The organism is Arthrobacter sp. ZGTC412 (assembly GCF_002929215.1).
Lineage (GTDB): Bacteria > Actinomycetota > Actinomycetes > Actinomycetales > Micrococcaceae > Arthrobacter.
In genome coordinates this window covers 1-20,722 of the sequence record NZ_PJII01000029.1, presented here as the reverse complement: position 1 = coordinate 20,722, position 20,722 = coordinate 1, and the positions used below count along the sequence as shown (strand labels likewise).

Below are 20,722 nucleotides of genomic sequence, written 5' to 3'. Positions count from 1 at the left end.
AGGGAAGGGGTCTGGCGCTGCCGAACGATATTCAACTGCAGCGAGGCCTGCCCGCGAGGTATCAAGATCACGCAGGCGATTAAGGAAGTCAGCCAGGCAATCCTGTCCGCACGGATATGACACCAACCCCACAGATGTGCTGAGTCATTTCACCGGGGGCCGCCGCCAGCCTGTAAGCGTTGTGTCGAGTTGCGCTGCGCGCTCCGGGTACAGCGCGCCCTTCTTCAGCAAGTGACGCGGGACTGACAACCACTTGCCCAAGGCCTGTTCCTCCGGGGACCCGGACCGTCCCATGCCGGGATTTCTTCCGTACGAACGCACGTGCTCCTTGAGTTGTTCCAGACGGCGGTTCCACCTCTCCTCGGTCCGGGAAGAGGGACGGTAACCACCGGGGCGGCACGGCTCCAACCCGGCAAGGCCGCATCCAGCTTCGCGATTCTTTCCCGCAGGAGCAGACCGTTTCGAAGGCTGGATCTCTGATTCCGCATCCAGTAAGACAAAGCCCGCTCACCGGGGTCTTCCGTATATTGCGAAGGTACCCGACTCTGCCGCTCGATGAACCGCACGTAGTCACCAAGTTGTTCGTCCCAGGCACGGCGGAGGACGCTGCGCGTGCCTTGACCTGAGCTGTCTGCTTCATCCGATGCAGCCATCAAGCGTCCGTCCCCCTCCAATACCCAACCCTCCGCTCCTGCAGGCCAGCTGCCGGAGCCACTCACACATTACATACACCACGGCTGGCAGTGCTGCAGCGATCGGGATTGTGCCAGCCAGTTCCCCGGGATCAGACAGCGGGTCCAGGCATCCGCCGGTTTCCTTCCGGAGTGACAGTCGGGGAAACAGACGACACGGGGTTAGGGCTGCGGTACTGGAGGGCTGTCCGATGCCGCGAGCTGGGCTGCGAGGCCGGTGAGCAGGATGGTCAGTCCTTGGTCGAGTTCGGCGGCGCCGTCGTAGTCGGCGAGGGCGGGGCCCAGTGCCCGGAGGTGGGGGAATTCCTTGGCTGGGAGGCGGTGCAGGCCAAGTCGCAGGATGGCTTCGTTTTCGTCCGGGTCCACGATGTATTCCTGGAGTTCGTTAAGGATGTGCCCGTAGAGGAACCCGTAGTAGACGCGGTAGACGTGAAGGGCATCGGCGGGGGCGAAGCCGGCATCTATCAGCAGCGCCAGAATGTGTTCCAGTGGCCTTAGTGTCCCCAGTGGGCGCAGGCCCAGGGGAGTGGATAGCGGCCGGGTGACCAGCAGCGGCAGCACGTTCGGGTGCTGTAAGGCCAGGAGCCGGAAGTCGTGGGCGATCTTTCGCAGCTGCACTTGCCAGTCCAGGTCCTCCGGAAGGATCGCCAGTTCGTTCATGACCACTTCGGTGACCCCGTCCAGCAGGGCTGCCCGGTTGGCTGCGTAGCGGTAAAGGCTCATGGGGTCCCGTTGCAGTTCCTGCCCGAGGCGGCGCATGGTCAGGGCGTCCAGGCCTTTCCCATCGACCAGCGCCAGCGCGGTGGAGAGCACAAGTTCCCTGCTCAGGGGCGCCTTCCGGGTGCCTTTCTGGTTGTTGGATTTGTCGGGGGAAGTCATGGAGGATGTCCGTCCTGGTCGTTGCGTTCAGGCCCACCCATTGGAGATACGTAAGCTTGCTTATTAACCAGTCTACATGTAAAGTCTACATTGTAGAGAAGTTGTCGACATGGTTTCAGTCAAGGGATCAAAGTTTGCAGGGCCGCCACGGGCACCTCACACACCCCTACCTAGGGAGAACCACATGACGACAAACACCCAGAACGAGCACTCCAGCACGATCCGCAACGCCCACGACCTCAAGATCTCGACCCGTACCCTCGAGTTCGCCGTCTACGTTGCAGCCGTAATCGCAACGATCATCACCGCCGCGGTTGTCGGGGACGACGCCAGCGAAAACGGGGTTGACGTCTTCAACGCCAACGACGCGATGCAGTACATCACCCTCCTCACCGTCGGCCTGATGGTGGCCCGCGGCCTGGCGAAGGCCGGCAACCGCGCCCAAAACAACCACGCCCACAACAACCGCGCCTAACACGCGCTCTCCCGGCCACCGTGCCGGGAACTGACTGATCCTGGCGCCGCACCGAACGGTGCTGCGTCGGGGCCGTCCCGTCTTATCCCTGTTTTACCTGCCGGAGCCCAAGAACACGGTCCTCCCGCAGTTCCGCTTGCTGCCCCGTGCAAGGCAGCAAGCTTGAGGCCGCTGTAGCCCACGGCGACGACCGCACCTTGTTGAGAAGAGCCATCGTGGCCCAATCACCGTTTGACCAGTTCCTCCGCGAAGCCACCTACAGAGACCATGCGTCTGACTCGACCATTGACGGGGATGCCTTCTACGGCTTGTACACCAGTTGGTGCTACATATCCCAAAACACGCCACAGCCCCAGCACGTCTTCTGGGAGGCGATGGGACAGCGCATCAGTCCCGGGAACAGACTGCACATGAAGGGCCCCGCGGCCACGGACTACCTCCTGAACAGCTACTAGGCCGTGGGTCCCACCAACATGACGACACCATCAAGCAGTTACGTCCCGTGGGACGTGCACCAGCCACGCGGGAAACGCCCCTGGTGCGCCAACTGCGACACCGATCAACACCTCCTGGTTGAATTCCCCGCGGTCACGGGCAAACGGGCGGGCACTCTCGCCGTCGCCGTCGGACGTTCGCAGTGCCGCCACTCCAGGGTCCTGGACACCACCGCGGGCCACGTCGCCGTCCTTCCCGACGGTCAATCGTGACACCCGGCCGCTGCTGGCCGGCCCGCCCCCAAAGAGCAAATGACGGCAACACCCCGCGGTGTTCCAGCACGGACCGCAGCTCGGCTGCAACAGCCCAGTGCAACCAACCCACTCCCCCGGCCGACCGACCAGACCGAAGGTGTACCCAGAGATGACGAACAACAGCCACACCACCACAGCCGCTGCCAGTGCTGGACGGGCAATCCCGTTGGGCATCGAAGACTTTGACCTCACGCCCGCCGGTCTCGCCGACGCGCCCGCCAACGAACAAGACCCCGACAGCATCGTCCACATCGGCAACAGCTAGGCGCCAGCCCTGAGCCGGGGATAAGACACGGCGCCGATCACCGAAACAGGACCGGCCCCGACAACTCTGACCCGTCGCAGCCCGGCGTTACGGCACCGATTCGAAGCGTTGAAAACTCTCCGAAGGAGCCCAGTGAACACCTGTCCCACCCCTGCAGAGCTTCAGGACGGGGTTATCTCCCAACTCCAGGACCTGGTCCTGGAAACCTCGGACGCGGAGGAATTCTTCCAGGAACTCGCCGCCTTCTCTGCGACCCTCCTCGCCCCGCCCGCATCGGAATCTTCTGCAATGTCACCGTCGATCGGCGGAAGAAGCCCGTCACGGTAGCCTCCAGCACCCCCGGGCACACGTCATGGACGAACTCCAGTACCGCTTCGGCGATGGACCCTGCATCGCCGCCATGCGCACCGGATCCACCATGCACGTCCCTGACGTCTTCCAAGAGCACCGCTGGCCCGAATACGCCCGCGCCGTGGCCACCAGGAAAGTCGGGTCCATCCTCAGCGTTCCCCTGCCCTTGGAAGGAGAGTCTTCGGCTTCCCTGAACATCTACTCCTCACGGGCCCATGGATTCACCGGCGAGGACATCACCAGAGCCGAGCTGTTCGCGGAGCAGTCCGCCAAGACCCTCCGGCTCGAGCTGCGCCTGGCACGACTTCAGGACGCGAAAAACAACCTGGCAGCGGCGATGAAGAGCCGGACAGCCATTGATGCCGCCGTCGGTATCATCATCGCCCAAAACCGGTGCAGCCAGGACGCAGCCCTGAAATCCTGCGCAGCGCCTCCAACGCCCGCAACGTCAAACTGCGGGACGTAGCAGCAACAGTCGTGGAATCAGCGACACCCACCCCAAACCTGCGCACCCACTTCGATGAATAAGGGCGCCGGCGCCCGGCCTGGGACCAACCGCCCTCGCTGTCACAACCTGCCGGCAGGACATCGTAAGGGCGCGGTCAATGGCCGGGCTCGGCGGGCTCCTTCGGGGCGTGAAGCCCTTCTATCGAAAGCTCAAGAAGGTCCAGGTCCAGGGCGCTTGGCTCGCTCAACCCGTACAGGAATGACTCGAATTCGAGTTGGGAGGCGTTACCGCCGTTGGCGTAATACTGCAGCCAGAGTTCATAGACGTCATTTTCGACTTGTTCGATCATGGTCCGCGCTGTCAGTCGTGGATCTTCCACAATAACTACTCTCAGTTTGGCGGCGGCGGTTCTAACGCTGGCCGCTCTCTATGCGTCCCTTTTGCTCAGGACTACGCAATCGTTTCATACGTTGGACTGGGGCCACCAGCAAATGTGCAGGAAATAACACGCAGAAACAGGGGGTCGTTTTCGTTGTGGGAGTGCCCTTGCTCCCTTATAGGGAACCAACGCCTCCGGTGCCTTGAACTTAAGCGCTGCCGCCCCCGGTGCCTTCACTGACGAAATCATCAAAGGTGCTGACCTGTTCGGAGAGGTCGCCGCCTGGGCACTAAGGCTCGGCTTCAGAATTCAGCAGACCTGACCAGCCATAAGAAACTGCTGGGGCTGGGTACCATGACAGCACAAGATCCCACGATCCGGCACACGCGATATGCCGATGGTAGCGTGACCGCTATGCGTTTCGTGCCCGCTGTGAGGCGAAGAATTTCTGCCCTGTCCGGGCTCGTTGCGGCAACGTTCCGGACGGCATCGTCGGTGGCAAACGACGCAGCCCAGGCGCTGTCCCCGAAGCATCCTGCTCAGGTCATCGTGCTCGCGTTCGCGGCTGCGGTGGCCGTCGGGACTGTTTTGTTGATGCTGCCGGTGGCCAAACAGGGGGCCGGTGGTGCGAGCTTTCTTGAGGCATTGTTCACCGCGACGTCCTCTGTGTGTGTGACAGGGCTGATCACGGTCGATACGCCGGTGTTCTGGTCTGGGTTTGGGCACGTTGTGATTTTGGTGTTGATCCAGGTCGGCGGGTTCGGGGTGATGTCCTTTGGCACCCTGTTGGGTGTGTTGATGGCCCGCAGGCTTGGGCTGCGCTCACGGCTGACGACAGCGACGGAAACCAAAAGCACCGGGTTTGGAGACGTGACCCGGGTCCTGCTGGGCGTCCTGACGATCACTGCGATAACGGAGCTCCTGCTCACTGCGGTCCTCGCCGCCCGCTTGATGGCCGGTTACGGCTATCCCTGGGGTGATGCGCTGTGGCATGGGTTTTTCCACTCGGTTTCCTCGTTCAACAACGCGGGATTCGCCCTGTATTCGGATAACCTCATCGGGTTCGCCGGTGACCCTTGGATTTGCCTGCCGATTGCGTTCGCGGTGATTATCGGAGGCCTCGGCTTCCCGGTGCTTTTCGAGCTGCGCCGCCGGTATCGGACCCCGGTGCACTGGAGCATGAACACCAAACTGGTCCTGATCGGTACAGGGGTCCTGCTGATCAGTGGAACTGTTTTCCTGACAGCGGTTGAATGGGCTAACCCTGCCACCTTGGGTGCACTTCATCCGGGTGAGCGCGTTCTGGCAGGGTTTTTTCAGTCGGTCATCACCCGCACCGCCGGGTTCAACAGCGTCGATATTGGCCAGATGCACCCGGTTTCCTGGCTCGGCATGGACATCCTTATGCTTATCGGTGGAGGCCCTGCGGGCACCGCCGGCGGCTTGAAGATTACGACCTTTGCCGTCCTGCTCTTCATCCTGACTACGGAACTGCGGGGAGACACTGCCGTCAACATTTTCGGCAAGAGGCTTTCCCGCGCCGTCCACCGCCAGGCCCTCACCGTGGTCCTGCTCGCTTTGGCCCTGATCGTCGGCTCGACCATGTTCTTGATGCTGATCACCGACTTCGGACAGGAGAAGATCCTGTTCGAGGTCATCTCAGCATTCGCGACCGTCGGTTTGTCCACCGGCATCACCGCAGCCATGCCCCCGGCAGGGCAGATCGTGTTGATCCTGTTGATGTTCATCGGCCGGCTCGGCCCGGTAACCCTTGGTGTGGCCCTCGCGGTCCGCACCCGCCCTGTGCTCTTCGAATACCCAAAGGAAAGGCCACTCATTGGCTAGGAAAATCATCTTCTCTCGTGCTCCGGAACGGCTCGCCAAGGCTGACTCCGTCGCCGTCATCGGGCTCGGCCGTTTCGGCGGCTCGCTGGCGCTGGAGCTCGAAGCCCAAGGCACCGAGGTGCTGGGAATCGACGCGGATGAAAGCATCGTCCAGTCCTTCAACGGCCGCCTCACCCATGTGGTGCGGGCTGACTCAACCCAGGAAGAAGTCCTCCGTCAGCTCTCCGTCCACGAGTTCGACCGTGCCGTCGTTGGCATTGGCACCGACATCGAAGCCAGCATCCTCACCACCTCGCGGCTCCTGAAATTTCAGGGGCCGGAGATTTGGGCCAAGGCCATCTCAGAGCCGCACGCCGAAATCCTCGGACAGCTCGGGGTGGACCACGTCATCCGGCCAGAACACGACATGGGCAAACGCGTCGCGCACCTGGTCCGCGGCGGCATCCTTGACTACGTCGAATTCGAAGACGACTTCGTCATGGTCCGCACCACCCCACCGGCCGAAGCACAGGACCGGCCCCTGGGCATCCTCGGGCTTCGGGACAAATACCGCATCACCATCGTCGCCTTCAAACGCCTGGGCGGGACCTGGGGCCACACCACAGCCCAAACCGTCCTCTACAACGATGACCAAATCATCGTCCAGGGCAGCAAAACCGACGCCGAAAAATTCAGCACCCTCCCCTGACTACACGCCAGTGTTGAAGTGAATTCATGGCCAGTCCGCCCGTCTGAACCCGTGCAGCCGTAAGCGGACCACCTCATGCGCTTCAAGATGTTCTGCTCTGCTTCTGAACCTTCAGAGACAACCCTCCGGGACCCGCATCCAGACCCACTCCGACGCCTGGAAGCAACCCTGTGGCGGTATCGGGGCCTCGTCAGTGTGAGCGCCTTCCAGCGCAAGATCGATAAGTTCCACATCACGCGCACGAGCTCCGGGAAGCCCTTCTGCCGTATATCGAGGCTAGTCATAAACAGCGCAGCATCGCAGCGAAACGGCGGCCCACAACCCGGAGCGACCAGGCAACCACCGCCCAAGTCCGGGATTGGGCGGTGGAGCAGGGCATTCGAGTGAACGACCGCAGCCGGGTGTCCGACAAAGTCATGGCGCAGTACCACGCGGCACACTAGTGTGCCGCTATCGGCCACGCTGCTTCCACATTTCTGTTCCTGAATTCAAAAGCCTCAGACCCTGTCACCTCGAAAGTGGGTGACGTTCGTTGCTGTGTCTCTTGTGCCAGAAGGGAGGCGGCTCTACGTTGGAGACCAGCGGATATGGTTATCCGCCCGCTGGTGCGCCGGTGCTTGCGGTGAGAAGAAGAAGTCGCTTGGGGTGGCACATGGCAACAGGCACGGTGAACTGGTTTAACGTGGAAAAGGGCTTCGGTTTTATCGCCCCTGACGACGGGTCCGGGGATGTGTTTGCCCAGTACTCCGCGATCGCTTCCGCGGTTACCGTTCGCTGGAGGAGAACCAGAAAGTCCAGTACGACGTCGTCTAAGGCCAGAAAGGCCCCCTGGCGGAAAACATCCGTCCCCTCTAGATCAAGCTAACGACGGCAGAGCGAGATACCGAACGCGGACGTGCCTGACTTTGGGCGGTGGCGTTGATGATGTTGTCTTCGGAAGGGGAGAACATGCAAACAGTCGAAGAAACCATTGACGTCGAGGTCCCAGTGCGAACGGCCTATGACCAGTGGACGCAGTTCGAGTCCTTCCCCAATTTCATGTCCGGGGTGGACTCCGTAGTCCAACTCACTGACCGGACGAACCATTGGGTGGTTAACATCGGCGGAGCCAAGCGGGAATTCGACACCGAAATCATCGAACAGCGTCCCGATGAGCGGATTGCCTGGCGCAGCACCGACGGAGAGGCACACGCCGGCGCCGTGACTTTTACGCCGCTACAGACCGGAGGGACGCGAGTATGGGTTCGTTTTGAATGAGCTCCGGAAACCTTCACGGAGAAGCTCGGCGCCGCGCTCGGGTTCGACAACATGGAGGTCAGGGCGGACTTGCGCCGCTTCAAGGAATTCATTGAGACCAGGGGTACCGAAACCGGCGCCTGGCGTGGAGAGGTCCATTAGAACCAAACAGGCCGGGAAGTCTTGGTTTCCGGCAGGCGTTGCCTGCCTGGTATCCCCTTTGCCATGGACACCATTTGCCTGCGCTGATGAGGGTCGGGAAGCAGAAAAGGCTCTGGGCAGTCTTTTTAGGTCGAAGCCCGCGAAACCATATGGGTAGCACCTCGCTCGAAGGTACAGGAGGGTGCGCAGGTGCGTACTGAGTTTCTTTTGCCGCTATTCCCAGGATTGTCCTCTCGCGTTAGGGTCTGCATTGGGCGTTACCTACTTTTTATGGGGGAAGTAGGTAACGCCTTTTAGGACCCGTGTAGCCAGCCTGGCGACCTCGTCCCCGCCTGGCGATTGTGACCCCAATACGAAACCTCTCCTGGTGACTCACCGGCACGAAATTACTGCGGCGGCACTGGTCCGCAGCTGGAAGTGGGTGGTTAAGATGGAAGTGCCAGCCCGCGGGGCGTCCCCGCCGGGATTCCGACCGAAGGGATAAGACCATGGGTTTGGGAGATAAGGCCCGTAATGCGGCTGAAAAGCTGCGCGGCAAGGGCAAGGAAACTGCTGGTGAAACCAGCGGCGATGACCGCCTGAAGGCCGAAGGCAAGGGCGATCAGGCAAAGTCGGACCTGAAGCAGGCCGGCGAGAAAATAAAGGATGCCTTCAAGAAGAAGGACTAGGAACCAGGACAGCGGCTTCCGGAACCAAAAGGCGGAGCGGACTCGTCCCCGCAGCGGAAGCACGGTCTCCGGACCCGGTCCCCGGAATGGCCGGGCATCAAGCGGACGGGGTCAGAGGTAGGTATCCTGTACCGAGGCCCCCGATGCGGGCATGCTCTGGAACGGTTACGTCTGCTGGACAAATTTTCCGAAGCAGTCACTGCCGGACGCCAATTGCGGACAATTCTCATAGGTTATCCACCGCTACTGCTGCAAGGGAGCTACCCCCCTCTCACTTCCAGCCGTGGATAACCTGAATTGACCCCATCCCTGGACGGGTCAAAGTCGCCCCCCCCCCCCCCAGTTCCGGCCGCGTAATTAGCACGGCGTTTATACAACAGCGGGAGTAGAAGTTGCTGTGCGAACTTCCGTGCTGCCGTGGCGGCACTTACGGCAAAACTTATGAAGCTCGAAGACTCTGCTGGCTCCGGAGTCTCGAACAGGCACAGAAGAGACGGAAGGCCAAGCCGTCAGTACTGCCTAGTCTTTTTGGGCGGCAGTGCGAGCTTGCAGATCTTGGCCCAGGTGGAGCCGACCTGTTTCCAGATGGGGCCGGTGGTGTAGATCAGTCCGTAGCGCTGGCAGATTTCGCGGACCTTGGGCGCGATTTCTGCGTACCGGTTGGAGGGCAGGTCCGGGAAGAGGTGGTGTTCGATCTGGTGGGAGAGGTTGCCGGTCATCAGATGCATGAATTTGGACCCGGAGATGTTGGCGGATCCGATCATCTGGCGGACGTACCAGTCGCCGCCGGTTTCGCCTTCCACCATTTCTTCGGTGAAGGTGTCGGTGCCTTCGGGGAAGTGGCCGCAGAAGATGACGGCGTGGGCCCAGAAATTGCGGATGGCGTTGGCGGTCAGTGTGCCGTAGAGAGCCTGCTTGCCGGAGCCGGTGAGCATGGCCACGGCGGGGGTCGCGGCGTAGTCCTTGGTGAACTGTTTGAGGGCCTTTCGCCCGAGGGCTTTGAGGTCCTTGACGAGGGCCTCCTTGGATTTTTTGCCTTCCTTGTATTCGGTCAGCTCCAGATCGTAGATAGCGATGCCCCACTCGAAGACCGGGGCCAGCAGCGCGTTATAGAGCGGGTTGCCCAGGTTGAACGGCGTCCATTCCTGCTCAGGGTCCATTCGCAGCAGGTTGAATCCGACGTCGTTGTCCTTGCCCACCACGTTGGTCCAGCGGTGGTGCGAGTCGTTGTGGGTGTGCTGCCAGGCGCGGGAGGGGGTGACGAAGTCCCACTCCCACGTGGTGGAGTGGATGTCCGGGTCCCGCATCCAGTCCCACTGGCCATGCAGGACGTTGTGCCCGATCTCCATGTTTTCGAGGATCTTGGCCAGGCTCAGCAAGGTGGTGCCGGTGACCCAGGCGGCCTTGTTCTTGCTGACCAGCAGGGCGGCGCGGCCGGAGATTTCCAGGCCGCGCTGGATCTTGATCAGGCGGCGGATGTACGCGGCATCGGAGGCACCGCGTTTGGCAAGGATGTCGTCACGGATGGCGTCCAACTCGCGGCCCAGTTCTGCGACCTTTTCGTCCGAGAGGTGCGCGGCGGACGGAGGGCGGCGCGTTGGACCTCCGGACTCGGCGAGAGCGCCGGGGCGGATCTTCACCGCACCCGGCGCCTTCTTGGCGGAGGCACCGTCTGGCACGGCGTCCCCGGAAAAGTCAGGTTTGTTGGTAACTGTGGTCATGCGGTGGTGCTCCTCCTAGGTCGAGGTTAACGGGACCGGCATTTGCCGAAGGCCCCGTGAGGGTGAGTTGCCCGGCCCGGTGTGGGGCCAGCTGTTAGGGTCGCATCGGCTCAACCCGGGGACAGCTCAGTCCGGGGGTCCGCTGCCGTCCCGAACGAAGAGCCACGGCGGCATGAAGCTGATCAGTTCGCGTGCAAGGTCGTGGGCGGTATCAGGCTGGCCTGTCCTGAAGGCGTGCATCACTCCACTCACGATCAGCCCGGCAAACGAATTCGCCATGAGGTCGATTCGCGCGTCCGGCCATTGCGGTCTGGCGATCGCCATGATCGGGCGGCAGCCCCGGGCGAACCCTTGGATGGCTTTCGCAACGGTGCCGCCGGCGCGCTCGGAGAGGAGCAGGTGCTCGTAGAGCTCCCGGTTCTCGAAGACCGTCTGGAGGATGAGTTCGAGAGCGAACTCGGAGACGGCCTGCCCGTCGGCGCCGTGCACTGTCCGGGCCTCAATATCGAGGGCAGCAATCTCGGCGACCAGATCATCGAGGATGAATAACGCGAGCTCCTCGACGCTGGCGAACTGCTCATAGAACCCGCTCCGGCTCAGCCCCGCCTCACGCGCGATGCGGGTCACGGAAGCGGCACCGAGGCCTTCAGCCTTCACTACCTTCGTTAGCGCCTCCACCAGAAGGCGTTGCGACGCCTTCGCCCGAGGATCGGTCGATCCCCTCCGCGTCACGCGGGCCTGACTGCGTCCGTACTGTGCCATGAACCCATTCTACGCGAGTTACTGCACAAGTGTGCAGTAACTCCCGTCGTAAAGAGATCTGACAGCCCTGCCGGGAGCCTGCATCGCTCACTGGCCCCACCACCAAGTAACAATCCGGCGGTACGCTGCGGCCTGCTTTTCTCAAGCTCCAAGCTTCGATTGAGCTACAGCCAAAGCTGCCACTCGCTCCTTGCTTGGTCCCTGGAACAACTGAAATTGATCTACTTTTGGACGAGAGGTCCGGTCCCCCGCCCACAGCCGGGGACAATTCTCGAAGGTTACCCCCGCTACTGCTGCCAGGGAGCAACCCCAACGGCTCCCAATTTCCAGCCGTGGATAACCTGAATTGACCCCAGCCATGGACGGATGAAAGTCGCCGCCAGTTCCGGCCGCGTGATCATCAGATAGGGGTTTGCCCGGCCGAGGCATGTTGACGGAATATCAATTATCGGCCCTTTAATGAGGTGGGCGAGTGTCGGCAAAAGGAGCTGTTTCCTGCCATCGTTTGTGGCGTATTCCACCGCAGACTCGGTAGTCAGAACGGCCATGAACCGCCGTTGTACCATCGCGTTATGACAACGCGCCTCAGACCTCGGCGCCGTTAGTTTTTATCCACCCTTCGAGATGCACGCTGGATGCCCGTCTCAACAAGTGGGGCATGGGCAGTTCAGTTGGCCAGCCGGTGGAGCACGCTGCCGCCCTGTCCCAAAGCATCTGCTCCGGAGTGCTGGGCCGCACCAAGTTGAAGGTGGGCACCGTGCACGCTGAAGCCCCCAGTCATATCCTCTAGGTGCTCTGGCTGCGGAAGTTCATAGTTCTTTGGCTATGGCAGGCGCCCCGTAGATGACGGCGAGGTTTGTGAAGTCGATGGCGTCGGGAACGGGGTTCGTCGTGCCATTGGTGGTTTCGTTCATAACCGAGTCCCGGTCTAGGCGATGCACGAGTCCGAACGCGTGGCCCATCTCATGGACGATGGTGGCGAGTGCCCTGTTGTCGGTGGACCGGTCCAGTAGCCTCGTGTACAGGGTGATGGTCCCACCGGACCGGTAGGTGCCTGAGTCCCTTCCGCTGAATACACCGTCAGTTCCCCCGTCGTTTGAGGCGAACTCTTCTTTGACGGACACACAGTTTCCGACGTCCTTGCATTCCGCAGCGGGTAAAGCCTCGATGCACGGGCTGGCAGACCAGATGGACGCCGCGTCCTGCACCAGTCTCTCGTATCGGTCGGATAGTCCTGTGGTTTCAAAGATGACAGTCACTCCGGCTCCGTCTGTATGAGGCCAGGGCTTCTCCGGCGTATCCTCGGGATCCATGTCCTGCTGTACGCCACCTCGTAGCAACGCGCACTCCTTGGGGTGAGCTTCCGGGGCAGGACCCGCCGGGACCGGCGACGCAGAGCACGCCGAAGCCACTATGGCAAGAGTGACCGCGAACACGCTGAGGGCCTGGGTGCGCTTCATGACCGGCTCCAAGCGCAAAGGCGCAAAAGACTGAGGAAATTGGCCCTGAATACGGAGATAGGAACCGATGCCCCCGTTTCGAGCGTTGCCCATCGCATCCATGCATTTCGTTAGCCGCCGAAACAAGTTACTTCCTCCCTCCGGAAGTTGTCATATCGTAGCCCATCGACGATGAGGGAGCTTTAGGGCGGTGGGCACCGTCCGCCTCCTTACACGTGAAATCGCAACGCTAAGTAGCCGTCGCATTTATCTGTAGATTCGGCAAGAGCCAATAGCACGCGCTTGAAGAGGTAACAAGTATTCGATTTCCGCGAAATGCAGGTATTCAAGTGCCGATCAAGACGCTGATGGATGCCGGGGCAATAACCTGCAGCGCCTGATCAATAGCTTTCACGTCATCATCGGTCCGGCGGGCCGCGGCGAGCTCGGCGAGCTTCACTTCAAGTGTGCTCCTGGCCTCGACAATCTCCTCCCCGGCTGGATGTAATCGACTGATAAAGCCCTGCCCACTCCCCTGCCGCCCGGCCCTCGAACAGCAAGAGAAAGAAAACCCACTATGAGCCATGAAACCAATCACCCTACCGAAGGGCCGCTTTCCGGCTACCTCGTAGTGGACTTGAGCCGAGCCCTCGCCGGGCCCCATGCCGGCATGATGCTGGCCGATCTCGGCGCACGCGTCATCAAGATCGAGAACCCGGGCACCGGGGACGACACCCGCGGTTGGGGGCCCCCCTTTGTAGGTCCCGAAGACGACCCCCAAGCCACATACTTCCTGTCATGCAACCGCAACAAGGAATCCATCGCGCTGGATCTGAAGAGTGATGATGGGCAGTCCGTCCTGCGCGAGTTGCTCCAACGTGCCGATGTGGTGATCGAAAATTTCCGCCCCGGTGTCCTGGACCGGTTGGGCTTCTCCACAGCGGCAGTGCATGCGCTGAACCCGGCCCTAGTGGTCTTGTCCATCACCGGATTCGGACATGACGGCCCCGAATCCAAGCGCAGCGGCTACGACCAAATCCTCCAGGGCGAGGCAGGACTTATGTCCCTGACAGGTTCCGGGCCCGACGACCCACAGCGGGTCGGGGTGCCCATCGCAGACCTGCTCTCGGGCATGTATGGGGCATACGGCACGCTCGCAGCGCTGCTGCAACGCGAACGGACAGGACAAGGACAGATCGTACGCACGTCCCTGCTCGCTGCATTGATCGGGGTTCATGCATTTCAGGGCACCAGGACCACCGTCGCAGGCGAAGTCCCGAAGGCGCAGGGCAATCACCACCCCTCCATTGCACCCTACGGAATGTTCCACTGCCGGCAAGGCAGTGTGCAGATCAGCGTGGGCAGCGAAAAACTGTGGAGCACATTCGCTTCGGCCTTCGGCATTGATGCCCAACGTCCGGAGTTCGCGACCAACGCAGACCGCGTAAGGAACCGGGACAAAGTCATCGAAGAAGTGGAACGGGTGTTTGCCGGGTACGAGGCGGAGCCGTTGCTGGCCAAACTCGACGAAGCCGGCATCCCGGCAGGCAAGCTCCGGACACTGGACGAAGTCTATGCCTGGGAACAGGTCCATTCTCAAGGACTGGTCGTGGACGTCGAGCACAAAACCCTAGGCAACGTGAGCCTGCCCGGTCCACCACTGCGGTTCTTCAGCGCCGCGGACACCGAGGAAACCACACTTAAGAGCCATACCGCGCCGCCGCTGCTGGACCAGGACGGAGACCAAATCCGGACGTGGCTGGGCCTTATCCCTGCCGATCACCGTAGCGCTCCCGGGCAGCCGACGGAAGGCAGCTGAGAATGTTGACTGACGACAAGCTCCGGCACCTGGACGCCGCCGAACTCATTGCCGCCGTGCTGGATCCGGGCTCCTACCGCAGCTGGGACACCCGGTCGAGGACCGTGAACCGGGCCCCGAATACAAGCAGGAACTGGCAGCAGCAAGGGAAAAAACCGGAGTGAGGCGTTCCCCACCCGCCCGCTGGACGCTGGCCCGTACCCGTTCGTGGCCGCCGACGCCCTGGTCCTGAAAGTCCGGGAGGTCGGCAGGATGGTGAACGTCCACGCGATGGTGGCCACCGGTGTGAACGCCGACGGGGTACCGCGAGGTCCTGGGGATCCAGGCCTCGTCCGCGGACGACGGCGCCGGGTGGCTCGGATTCTTCCGCGGCCTGACCGCCTCGGGGCCTGTTGGGGGTGAGCTGGTGACCTCTGATGCCCACGCCGGGCTGGTGGGCGCGATCGGTGCGACCCTGCCCGGGGCCGCGTGGCAGCGGTGCCGCGCCCATTATGCCGCGAACCTGATGAGCGCGACCCCAAAGGCCTCCTGGCCGTGGGTCAGGACGCTGCTGCACTTGGTCTACGACCAGCCCGACGCCGCCTCGGTGCACGCCCGGTTCGACCGCGTCCTGGACGCCCTCGCCGAAAAGCTGCCCAAGGCGGCTGAGCACCTCGAGGCCGCCCGCGAGGACATCCTCGCGTTCACTGCCTTCCCGAAGGGCCTCTTGCGCCGGGTCTGGTCCAACAACCGGCAGGAGCGGCTGAACAAGGAGATCCGCCGGCGCACCGACGTCGTCGGGATCTTTCCCGGACCGGGCGGCGCTTATGCGCCTCGTCGGCGCCGTCCTAGTCGAGCAGCATGACGAGTGGACCGAGTCCCGCCGCTACCTCGGTCACGATCTCATCCAGCAGTCCCAAACCGTCGGTAACGAACCGACGGCCGGTACCGACATGAAGGAGGACACCGGCACCGGCCTGGCGCTCAGCGCCTAGCCAACCCAAGAACCACGCAGCCACCGCGTTACACCATGCAAATAGACTTGACCCATGCCCCGCAGATGGTTTCTGCTGCAGAGAAGCCTGTATTGTCGGTCGCGTGCTGCCCCTGTTGACAGGCCTGTCCTCTGAGAGGTCAGGCTTGTTCGGACCTGTTTATGGGCGGACAGGTTGGAGCTGGCAGGGGTGTCAGGCCTGGCTGGCTGCGAGCCCCATGATGCCGATGAATATGACGAACTCCGGCGATCAGGCCGAGGTAGCCAATGACCAGCCGGCGATGGTCGGATCGAGGGGATCTGGTTCTTCGGCGGCAGTGCTACCGGAGCCTGGTTTGGTCGTGGACGCGTAATTGGGTCAGGGCGAGTCGGGTCAGGGGCACTTCAACGCCGTGTCGTTCGGCGGCTGCGGCAAACTGTCCCACGAGGTGTTCACCTTCGTGTGACGAGCCGGCCAGGACGTCCCGGTAGAGGGACGAGGTGAAGACGGAGCCGTGTTCGGTGAACATTTCCAGGCTGGCTGCATGGGCACCCGCAGATACGGGATAGCCGGCTGCTTCAGCCACCCGCTCGGTTTCGTCGATGACGTCGAGGATAAACTCCTTGCCGCCGTGTGCGGCCATAATGTTGCCGATAGTGCCGCGCATAAGGCAGGTGATGATTCCGCCGGCGGTGATGAACGCCCATTTGTGCCACATCGACGCCAGAACGTCGTTGGGCATGATGGTTTGGAAGCCCGGTGCGGACAGTTCCCGGCCGATGCGTGCAAGATAGCTGCTCCGCTGCTGGTCCTGGGTGCCCAGGGTCATGGACGCGTGGGGTATCATCTGGAAGACCGAGCCGTCGGGGTCGAGCCTGCAGACCACGCGGACGAGTCCGCCAAGGACCGCGTCCCTGCCGAAGCGCTCGTTCAGGGTGTCCAGGTGGGCCAAGCCGTTGAGCAGCGGCAGGACTGTAGTGTTCGCCCCGACCGCCGGAGCCATGTCCTCGATTGCAGCGGGCAGTGACCAGGCCTTGACCATGAGCAGGGCAAGGTCATAGGGGCGCTCGAGCTGCTCCGTTGTGATCGTGCGGACAGGCACGGTCTCGTCATATCCGGGTCCGTGGACGCGGAGCCCTTTGCGCAGCCGTTCGGCCCGGGGCGGACGCACGAGGAACGTCACGTCCCGCCCGGCATGGACCAGCTGTGTCCCGAAGTAGCCGCCGGTGGCTCCTGCTCCGACAATCAGTATCCTCATATCCGATTCACCTCACGCTAGTTAAGCCTCGACGGGTCTGCGGCGTCTGCCGGCAGTTCCGCTTTTGACGACGGCGGGCCGGCATTGGCATCCGCCGTGGGTGACGGCGACCGGCCCGGTTGTGCCCCGACCGTGCCGGGCTGTCGGCCCGGGCGCGCTGCGGCCACTTTCCCGGGGTGCCGCCGTTTCTTGAGCCAGCCCGGGATCCTTGGTCCGGGGGCACGGATCTTCGTGCGGACCCAGTCGCTGGAGTCCGAGATGATGAGCTCCAGGGGACCCCGGCCGATCGAACTGCGCCATACCAGCGCGAACAACATGAACGAAATGATCTGAATCCACAGTCCGACCAGTGGCCGGTTCGCGTCCAGGATGTCCAGGGACAGCAGGATGACGTGCGCGGAGTAGAGCGTCAGCGTCATGGCCCCAAAGGCGGCGAAGGGCGAGAAGATCCTGGCGCCGGAATGGGTCAGGAGCAGGACCACCCCGAGAAGGGCCATGGCAGCTCCGAGGTTGTGCAGGACGTTGAACGGGGTGTTGGAATAAGGCGACACCGCCGTCAGCCACCACCATGTAGTGTCCGGCATCAGCGTCTCCTCGGGCCCGAAAGCGAGAACACCGATAATGTCCTCGCTGGTCATATCCGGCGTCGAGCCGGCCAGGCGCTGCATCCCGCCGAGGGGCCCCAGCAGGAGGTGCGAGAGCGACCATGCCGTAATGGCCAGGCCGGCCCCCCATCCGGCAATGGCGAGGGCGACCTTTCGCGACGTCAGGACCTGGCGGCCGATGACGATCCCGGCGCAGATGTACGCCATCCAGAGCAGGGTCGGGTAGAAGCCGGTCAGGAGCATGTCCCAGACGAAGGGCACAGGGTACTTGAATGCGTCGACGAGCGTGTAATCCGATGTCGGATCCGGCTGCTCCGGGAGCCGCCCGCCGAAAAGATGGAGCAGGATGGGTCCGACGATGGCGAACAGCAGCGCCGAGACGATCAGCAGGCGCGACGAGCGGCCGTAGAAGGGTATGGCCAGCAGCAACAGGATGCCGAAGTACGGCAGGATGGTCTCCAGTGGCGCGCCCATGTAGCCCAGCAGGAGGCCCGCCAGCAGGATCAGCAGGCCCCGGACGACCAGGGCCGCCCGGTCGGCCCACAGTGTGCGGCCGAACAGTTGGCCCCGTGACCGCCTTTCCACAAAGGCGATGGACACCCCGGCGAGCAAGGCAAACAGTGCGGCGGCACGGCCTCCGAAGATGGCGAAAGCCCACGTCATTTCGCCGCTGACATCCGACCGACCGAACCCGTGGACGGCCACCATGCCGATAAGGGCGATCGCCCGGGCAACGTCGACCCCGATGGCACGCTTAGTACGCTTCAACATCGCGCATACAAGGTCGACCGCTGGAATGTGATGAGAGGCACCACCGGATGAGCCCGACAATTAGCATAAAACCGTAGATCTCCTTGGGCAGCCGGAGAGCGGCTGTGGGCATGAGGTCAGTGCTGTTGGGCAGGCTGCACTGGACACCTAACATTGGGTCTGGCCAATTGCCGCTAGCAGTCATGGTCCGATGCTTTCGTTCCGTGTTTGAATCCCATATCCAGCTGCCTTCGATGATGCCGCCAAGGTCCTGAGAGGAAGCTGAGACAGGCAGGCGGGCAACACCGCGCAGTTGAGCCATGTCCCAGCGGACCGCACGTAGGTAGCACTCATGAGCCAACAGGGTGCCACTTAGAGCTGACAAAACCGCGCCATCTACCGCTGCGATTCACAGACCGACGGACCCCGCCAGGGCAGTGTCTTGAACCGTAGCTGGCACCTTGGGTTTTACCAGCCCGGACGCGCACGCCGGAGGCCGAGGGACTCTTTCCTCAAGGTCGTGTCTGGAACAACGCAGGGATAAATATAGGGACAGTAACGTAAATAGTTGCGGCCACCATAACCGCCGCGAGCGGGATCATCACGATCCAGAGCAGCACGCTCGATGGAGGTCGCTCTGGGTTTTCAGCCATGGCTATCCCCTCAACTTTCAGTCTTGGGCTACTCCGGGTCAGTAGTCGCGTGTAGCTCATGGTGCTGGACAGGACCACCCATGTAAACACCCAATGTTTAGGCCGGCCGGCCCTACAGGACGGCGGCGACCCAAAGGGGGCTTTGGCCTTTCCGAGTGGCTCCGCCACCAGTGCCGGGCTGCCTGCCACTGCCTTGATGCGACAATCGCCAAGGCCTTTACCGTGCTGTTATCCGTTGGGGCTGCAGGGGGCCAGCGGGGCTGGGGCGGGTGTGGATCCGGCCAGTGAGCGGATCTTGGCGATGAGGGCTTTGGTCTCTGGGTCCTTTTCCAGCCTGGTGATTGTTGGTGCGGCTGCTGCTTTGAACGCGGCGATGCCCTCTGCCGGTGCCGTGAAGATGGTCCCTCCGGTCCGGCAGTATGCTGCGGCCTCGGCTGCAGTAGCGGGCATTGATTCGGTGGCCCACGCACGGGTGGCGTCCGCTGCTTGCTCGAGGGTACTGCGTTCGTCGTCGCTTAGCCCATTCCACACGTTCTGGTTGATGACCAGGGTGTTGATTCTGGGATATAGCGGGAGATTGCCCGTCGCTGTCGTGGGCTTCGTCAGGGCACCGGCACGGGCGAACGACGTTTCGGTCGCGCCGACTGCGTTGTCTGCCAGCGCCTGTGTGAAGAGCTTTCCAGGCAAGGGCTTTGGCACCGCGCCGAAGGACTGCAGCACCTCATCGGCAGTGTCCGATCGGGTGGCGCGGACAACCTTCCCGTCCAGATCGCCGGGCTCGTCAATGGGCTCCGCAAAGGAAAAGAGATGCCGCTGGCCTTCGGGAAAGAGGGCAAGCCCGGTCAATCCCACAGGTGTGAGTCCGGCCATCATTGGGTCGGCGAAGCCAGGGGCAACAACCTGCTTCAGCACGTCATCGCTGGTCACGAGGAACGGCGCAGAAAGTGCGTTGAACGAGGTGACTCCTTCGCCTTCCCACGTCTGTGTGGGGATCAGGGCCATGTCGACATCTCCTGCCTGTACCAGCTCGAGGACGGCCTGGTTCCATGCCTCGGTGGCGTCACCCGCGGCCTGGAGGTGTGTATCTATCTTGATGCTGCCGTCCGGGGAGAACCTCTTGACCTGCCGGACTAATTCCGCAATTTGGGCTGCCCCGGGCTGCCCGACGCCGTAGGCCGTGGCAACGGTGAAGTAGGTTGGATTGTCAGCTGCCGAGTCCGGCGCCTTGGGCGCTCCGCACGCTGTAGTGATGGTGATAAATGCGGCAATGGAGGCTGTCGCCATCACGCGCCTGAACGGATACATGCTGACCTCTTCCCGGTTCAGCCCCCGCCGTCCCCCCTTGGAAGGAGGCGATCTGGCTGTAATTGGACAGTGATTCACGCGGCACCAGCGGGAAGTATGCAAGTGGTGGACAGCCGGAGCGGGCACCACTGGGGATGGTCGTGCCCGAACCGACTGTCATCCCGCTGGTTGTGCTGGCAGGTTCATCCATCGGGAGTTATTCCATAATCCCCGATAACACCTGAGAAGAAGCTGAGGCCCTCCAAAGAGTGCTTGGAAGTTCTACCTTCGGAAGGGCAGGACATGTGAGCCGGTGCGCAATGGTCAGGGTGCTGCAGGCACGAGCTCGAGAGCGCCTCGGCCACGAGCCGTTGATCGCACAATCATTGAAGCAAGCAGGTTGACGAAAGATCAATTATTGGGTTTGAAGCAACGGGAGTAGAAGGGGTTGCGAAAACTTCCGTCTCCTGAAGAACCGGGCGTTTTCGCAGGTCCGAAAAAATTTTGCTCTCCTTGTGAACCACGGATTGTCATCTCTTCGGGAGGCTTCGTCCGGCAACCTTCTGGACTCTTCGTTCGTTCAGCCGCACACTGATGCTTTGCCGCAGTACAGGCGAGAGGATGTCAACTGTGCGGGTTCT

27 protein-coding genes and 3 pseudogenes are annotated in these 20,722 nt (G+C 62.2%); 19 read left to right on the top strand and 11 right to left on the bottom strand.

The window, feature by feature from the left end:
* Window positions 1-120: pseudogene (locus CXQ88_RS22530) on the top strand (succinate dehydrogenase iron-sulfur subunit); the annotation flags it as partial.
* 24 nt (window positions 121-144) lie between these two features.
* On the opposite strand, the gene CXQ88_RS22780 reads toward CXQ88_RS22530, so the two are convergent.
* The 3 genes and pseudogenes from CXQ88_RS22780 to CXQ88_RS20775 form a co-directional block, all read right to left on the bottom strand.
* Complete coding sequence (locus CXQ88_RS22780; RefSeq protein ID WP_181037636.1) at window positions 145-408, bottom strand: helicase associated domain-containing protein; 264 nt, start codon at window positions 406-408, stop codon at window positions 145-147.
* Window positions 409-431: 23 nt separating this feature from the next.
* Window positions 432-653, bottom strand: a pseudogene (locus tag CXQ88_RS22775) (helicase associated domain-containing protein); the annotation flags it as partial.
* Between the two features lie 201 nt (window positions 654-854).
* Window positions 855-1,571, bottom strand: coding sequence for a TetR/AcrR family transcriptional regulator C-terminal domain-containing protein (locus CXQ88_RS20775; RefSeq protein ID WP_104046055.1), 717 nt, complete (start codon window positions 1,569-1,571; stop codon window positions 855-857).
* A 184-nt stretch (window positions 1,572-1,755) separates the two neighbouring features.
* Between CXQ88_RS20775 and CXQ88_RS20770 the strand changes: the two genes are divergently transcribed.
* The 6 genes from CXQ88_RS20770 to CXQ88_RS20750 all read left to right on the top strand — a co-directional run bounded on the left by CXQ88_RS20770 (window position 1,756) and on the right by CXQ88_RS20750 (window position 3,877).
* A complete protein-coding gene (locus CXQ88_RS20770) occupies window positions 1,756-2,046 on the top strand; it encodes a hypothetical protein (RefSeq protein ID WP_104046053.1) in 291 nt (96 codons plus the stop codon).
* A 215-nt stretch (window positions 2,047-2,261) separates the two neighbouring features.
* Window positions 2,262-2,501 (top strand): hypothetical protein, encoded by a 240-nt coding sequence (locus CXQ88_RS20765; protein ID WP_104046062.1) that lies wholly within the window; start codon window positions 2,262-2,264, stop codon window positions 2,499-2,501.
* 18 nt (window positions 2,502-2,519) lie between these two features.
* Window positions 2,520-2,753, top strand: coding sequence for a hypothetical protein (locus CXQ88_RS22185; RefSeq protein ID WP_146069257.1), 234 nt, complete (start codon window positions 2,520-2,522; stop codon window positions 2,751-2,753).
* A 151-nt stretch (window positions 2,754-2,904) separates the two neighbouring features.
* Complete coding sequence (locus CXQ88_RS22030) at window positions 2,905-3,060, top strand: hypothetical protein (RefSeq protein ID WP_181037633.1); 156 nt, start codon at window positions 2,905-2,907, stop codon at window positions 3,058-3,060.
* Between the two features lie 132 nt (window positions 3,061-3,192).
* Window positions 3,193-3,387 (top strand): hypothetical protein, encoded by a 195-nt coding sequence (locus CXQ88_RS22525; protein WP_104046050.1) that lies wholly within the window; start codon window positions 3,193-3,195, stop codon window positions 3,385-3,387.
* Entirely contained in the window at window positions 3,308-3,877 is a 570-nt protein-coding gene (locus tag CXQ88_RS20750; RefSeq protein WP_306737262.1) for a GAF domain-containing protein, read from the top strand. The genes CXQ88_RS22525 and CXQ88_RS20750 overlap by 80 nt, the downstream gene beginning before the upstream one ends.
* A 136-nt stretch (window positions 3,878-4,013) precedes the next feature.
* Here the strand turns inward: CXQ88_RS20750 and CXQ88_RS20745 are convergent, their stop codons facing one another.
* The gene (locus CXQ88_RS20745; protein WP_104046047.1) at window positions 4,014-4,208 is read right to left on the bottom strand and encodes a hypothetical protein; all 195 of its coding nucleotides are present in this window, start codon (window positions 4,206-4,208) and stop codon (window positions 4,014-4,016) included.
* 444 nt (window positions 4,209-4,652) lie between these two features.
* Between CXQ88_RS20745 and CXQ88_RS20740 the strand changes: the two genes are divergently transcribed.
* From CXQ88_RS20740 to CXQ88_RS20715, 6 genes and pseudogenes are all read left to right on the top strand, one after another.
* On the top strand, window positions 4,653-6,083 hold the full coding sequence (locus CXQ88_RS20740; protein ID WP_104046046.1) for a TrkH family potassium uptake protein: 1,431 nt from the start codon (window positions 4,653-4,655) through the stop codon (window positions 6,081-6,083).
* Complete coding sequence (locus CXQ88_RS20735) at window positions 6,076-6,771, top strand: potassium channel family protein (protein ID WP_219816367.1); 696 nt, start codon at window positions 6,076-6,078, stop codon at window positions 6,769-6,771. Before CXQ88_RS20740 ends, CXQ88_RS20735 begins: the two co-directional genes overlap by 8 nt.
* Before the next feature lie 260 nt (window positions 6,772-7,031).
* Window positions 7,032-7,214: an Lsr2 family DNA-binding protein gene (locus tag CXQ88_RS22770; RefSeq protein WP_104046060.1), complete on the top strand. Its 183-nt coding sequence runs from the start codon at window positions 7,032-7,034 to the stop codon at window positions 7,212-7,214.
* A gap of 209 nt (window positions 7,215-7,423) precedes the next feature.
* A pseudogene (locus CXQ88_RS20725) lies at window positions 7,424-7,584 on the top strand (cold-shock protein).
* Between the two features lie 135 nt (window positions 7,585-7,719).
* On the top strand, window positions 7,720-8,028 hold the full coding sequence (locus CXQ88_RS20720; protein WP_306737259.1) for an SRPBCC family protein: 309 nt from the start codon (window positions 7,720-7,722) through the stop codon (window positions 8,026-8,028).
* Between the two features lie 629 nt (window positions 8,029-8,657).
* Complete coding sequence (locus CXQ88_RS20715; RefSeq protein ID WP_104046045.1) at window positions 8,658-8,837, top strand: CsbD family protein; 180 nt, start codon at window positions 8,658-8,660, stop codon at window positions 8,835-8,837.
* Window positions 8,838-9,346: 509 nt separating this feature from the next.
* Here CXQ88_RS20715 and CXQ88_RS20710 read toward each other — a convergent pair.
* Together CXQ88_RS20710 and CXQ88_RS20705 are read right to left on the bottom strand one after the other, a co-directional pair.
* Complete coding sequence (locus CXQ88_RS20710) at window positions 9,347-10,558, bottom strand: fatty acid desaturase family protein (protein ID WP_258062050.1); 1,212 nt, start codon at window positions 10,556-10,558, stop codon at window positions 9,347-9,349.
* 126 nt (window positions 10,559-10,684) lie between these two features.
* Window positions 10,685-11,236: a TetR/AcrR family transcriptional regulator gene (locus CXQ88_RS20705; protein WP_181037632.1), complete on the bottom strand. Its 552-nt coding sequence runs from the start codon at window positions 11,234-11,236 to the stop codon at window positions 10,685-10,687.
* 742 nt (window positions 11,237-11,978) lie between these two features.
* On the opposite strand from CXQ88_RS20705, the gene CXQ88_RS22520 reads away from it, so the two are divergent.
* Window positions 11,979-12,110, top strand: a complete 132-nt coding sequence (locus CXQ88_RS22520) for a hypothetical protein (RefSeq protein WP_258062049.1) — start codon at window positions 11,979-11,981, stop codon at window positions 12,108-12,110.
* Window positions 12,111-12,129: 19 nt separating this feature from the next.
* On the opposite strand, the gene CXQ88_RS20695 is transcribed toward CXQ88_RS22520, so the two are convergent.
* Both CXQ88_RS20695 and CXQ88_RS22765 read right to left on the bottom strand, forming a co-directional pair.
* Window positions 12,130-12,780, bottom strand: coding sequence for a matrixin family metalloprotease (locus tag CXQ88_RS20695; protein WP_146069253.1), 651 nt, complete (start codon window positions 12,778-12,780; stop codon window positions 12,130-12,132).
* 325 nt (window positions 12,781-13,105) lie between these two features.
* Complete coding sequence (locus CXQ88_RS22765) at window positions 13,106-13,345, bottom strand: FCD domain-containing protein (protein WP_373637817.1); 240 nt, start codon at window positions 13,343-13,345, stop codon at window positions 13,106-13,108.
* On the opposite strand from CXQ88_RS22765, the gene CXQ88_RS20685 reads away from it, so the two are divergent.
* Genes CXQ88_RS20685 through CXQ88_RS22505 form a run of 5 tightly spaced genes read left to right on the top strand, consistent with a single transcriptional unit; the run spans window position 13,337 to window position 15,552 of the window.
* Window positions 13,337-14,578, top strand: a complete 1,242-nt coding sequence (locus CXQ88_RS20685; protein WP_104046040.1) for a CaiB/BaiF CoA transferase family protein — start codon at window positions 13,337-13,339, stop codon at window positions 14,576-14,578. The two genes, CXQ88_RS22765 and CXQ88_RS20685, sit on opposite strands and share 9 nt — an antisense overlap.
* A 2-nt stretch (window positions 14,579-14,580) precedes the next feature.
* Window positions 14,581-14,742 carry a hypothetical protein gene (locus CXQ88_RS20680; RefSeq protein ID WP_258062047.1) on the top strand — a complete coding sequence of 54 codons (162 nt, stop codon included), beginning with the start codon at window positions 14,581-14,583 and terminating at the stop codon, window positions 14,740-14,742.
* Window positions 14,743-14,785: 43 nt separating this feature from the next.
* A complete protein-coding gene (locus CXQ88_RS22515; RefSeq protein WP_258062046.1) occupies window positions 14,786-14,980 on the top strand; it encodes a transposase in 195 nt (64 codons plus the stop codon).
* Window positions 14,892-15,422 carry a transposase gene (locus tag CXQ88_RS22510; protein WP_306737261.1) on the top strand — a complete coding sequence of 177 codons (531 nt, stop codon included), beginning with the start codon at window positions 14,892-14,894 and terminating at the stop codon, window positions 15,420-15,422. The genes CXQ88_RS22515 and CXQ88_RS22510 overlap by 89 nt, the downstream gene beginning before the upstream one ends.
* Complete coding sequence (locus tag CXQ88_RS22505) at window positions 15,385-15,552, top strand: hypothetical protein (RefSeq protein ID WP_258062045.1); 168 nt, start codon at window positions 15,385-15,387, stop codon at window positions 15,550-15,552. Before CXQ88_RS22510 ends, CXQ88_RS22505 begins: the two co-directional genes overlap by 38 nt.
* Window positions 15,553-15,871: 319 nt before the next feature.
* Here CXQ88_RS22505 and CXQ88_RS20670 read toward each other — a convergent pair whose 3' ends face one another.
* The 3 genes from CXQ88_RS20670 to CXQ88_RS20660 all read right to left on the bottom strand — a co-directional run bounded on the left by CXQ88_RS20670 (window position 15,872) and on the right by CXQ88_RS20660 (window position 20,102).
* Window positions 15,872-16,789 carry a ketopantoate reductase family protein gene (locus tag CXQ88_RS20670; protein ID WP_104046038.1) on the bottom strand — a complete coding sequence of 306 codons (918 nt, stop codon included), beginning with the start codon at window positions 16,787-16,789 and terminating at the stop codon, window positions 15,872-15,874.
* A gap of 17 nt (window positions 16,790-16,806) precedes the next feature.
* The gene (locus CXQ88_RS20665; RefSeq protein WP_104046037.1) at window positions 16,807-18,165 is read right to left on the bottom strand and encodes a heparan-alpha-glucosaminide N-acetyltransferase domain-containing protein; all 1,359 of its coding nucleotides are present in this window, start codon (window positions 18,163-18,165) and stop codon (window positions 16,807-16,809) included.
* 860 nt (window positions 18,166-19,025) lie between these two features.
* Window positions 19,026-20,102 (bottom strand): TRAP transporter substrate-binding protein, encoded by a 1,077-nt coding sequence (locus tag CXQ88_RS20660; protein ID WP_104046036.1) that lies wholly within the window; start codon window positions 20,100-20,102, stop codon window positions 19,026-19,028.
* Window positions 20,103-20,722 lie beyond the last annotated feature (620 nt).

Coding starts and splice junctions, on each gene's coding strand:
- CXQ88_RS20775 (WP_104046055.1), bottom strand. CDS start 1,571: ATGACTTCCCCCGACAAATCCAACAACCAGAAAGGCACCCGGAAGGCG.
- CXQ88_RS20770 (WP_104046053.1), top strand. CDS start 1,756: ATGACGACAAACACCCAGAACGAGCACTCCAGCACGATCCGCAACGCC.
- CXQ88_RS22185 (WP_146069257.1), top strand. CDS start 2,520: ATGACGACACCATCAAGCAGTTACGTCCCGTGGGACGTGCACCAGCCA.
- CXQ88_RS22030 (WP_181037633.1), top strand. CDS start 2,905: ATGACGAACAACAGCCACACCACCACAGCCGCTGCCAGTGCTGGACGG.
- CXQ88_RS20745 (WP_104046047.1), bottom strand. CDS start 4,208: ATGATCGAACAAGTCGAAAATGACGTCTATGAACTCTGGCTGCAGTAT.
- CXQ88_RS20740 (WP_104046046.1), top strand. CDS start 4,653: ATGCGTTTCGTGCCCGCTGTGAGGCGAAGAATTTCTGCCCTGTCCGGG.
- CXQ88_RS20720 (WP_306737259.1), top strand. CDS start 7,720: ATGCAAACAGTCGAAGAAACCATTGACGTCGAGGTCCCAGTGCGAACG.
- CXQ88_RS20715 (WP_104046045.1), top strand. CDS start 8,658: ATGGGTTTGGGAGATAAGGCCCGTAATGCGGCTGAAAAGCTGCGCGGC.
- CXQ88_RS20710 (WP_258062050.1), bottom strand. CDS start 10,558: ATGACCACAGTTACCAACAAACCTGACTTTTCCGGGGACGCCGTGCCA.
- CXQ88_RS22520 (WP_258062049.1), top strand. CDS start 11,979: ATGGGCAGTTCAGTTGGCCAGCCGGTGGAGCACGCTGCCGCCCTGTCC.
- CXQ88_RS20695 (WP_146069253.1), bottom strand. CDS start 12,780: ATGAAGCGCACCCAGGCCCTCAGCGTGTTCGCGGTCACTCTTGCCATA.
- CXQ88_RS20685 (WP_104046040.1), top strand. CDS start 13,337: ATGAGCCATGAAACCAATCACCCTACCGAAGGGCCGCTTTCCGGCTAC.
- CXQ88_RS22765 (WP_373637817.1), bottom strand. CDS start 13,345: ATGGCTCATAGTGGGTTTTCTTTCTCTTGCTGTTCGAGGGCCGGGCGG.
- CXQ88_RS20680 (WP_258062047.1), top strand. CDS start 14,581: ATGTTGACTGACGACAAGCTCCGGCACCTGGACGCCGCCGAACTCATT.
- CXQ88_RS22505 (WP_258062045.1), top strand. CDS start 15,385: ATGCGCCTCGTCGGCGCCGTCCTAGTCGAGCAGCATGACGAGTGGACC.
- CXQ88_RS20670 (WP_104046038.1), bottom strand. CDS start 16,789: ATGAGGATACTGATTGTCGGAGCAGGAGCCACCGGCGGCTACTTCGGG.
- CXQ88_RS20665 (WP_104046037.1), bottom strand. CDS start 18,165: ATGTTGAAGCGTACTAAGCGTGCCATCGGGGTCGACGTTGCCCGGGCG.
- CXQ88_RS20660 (WP_104046036.1), bottom strand. CDS start 20,102: ATGTATCCGTTCAGGCGCGTGATGGCGACAGCCTCCATTGCCGCATTT.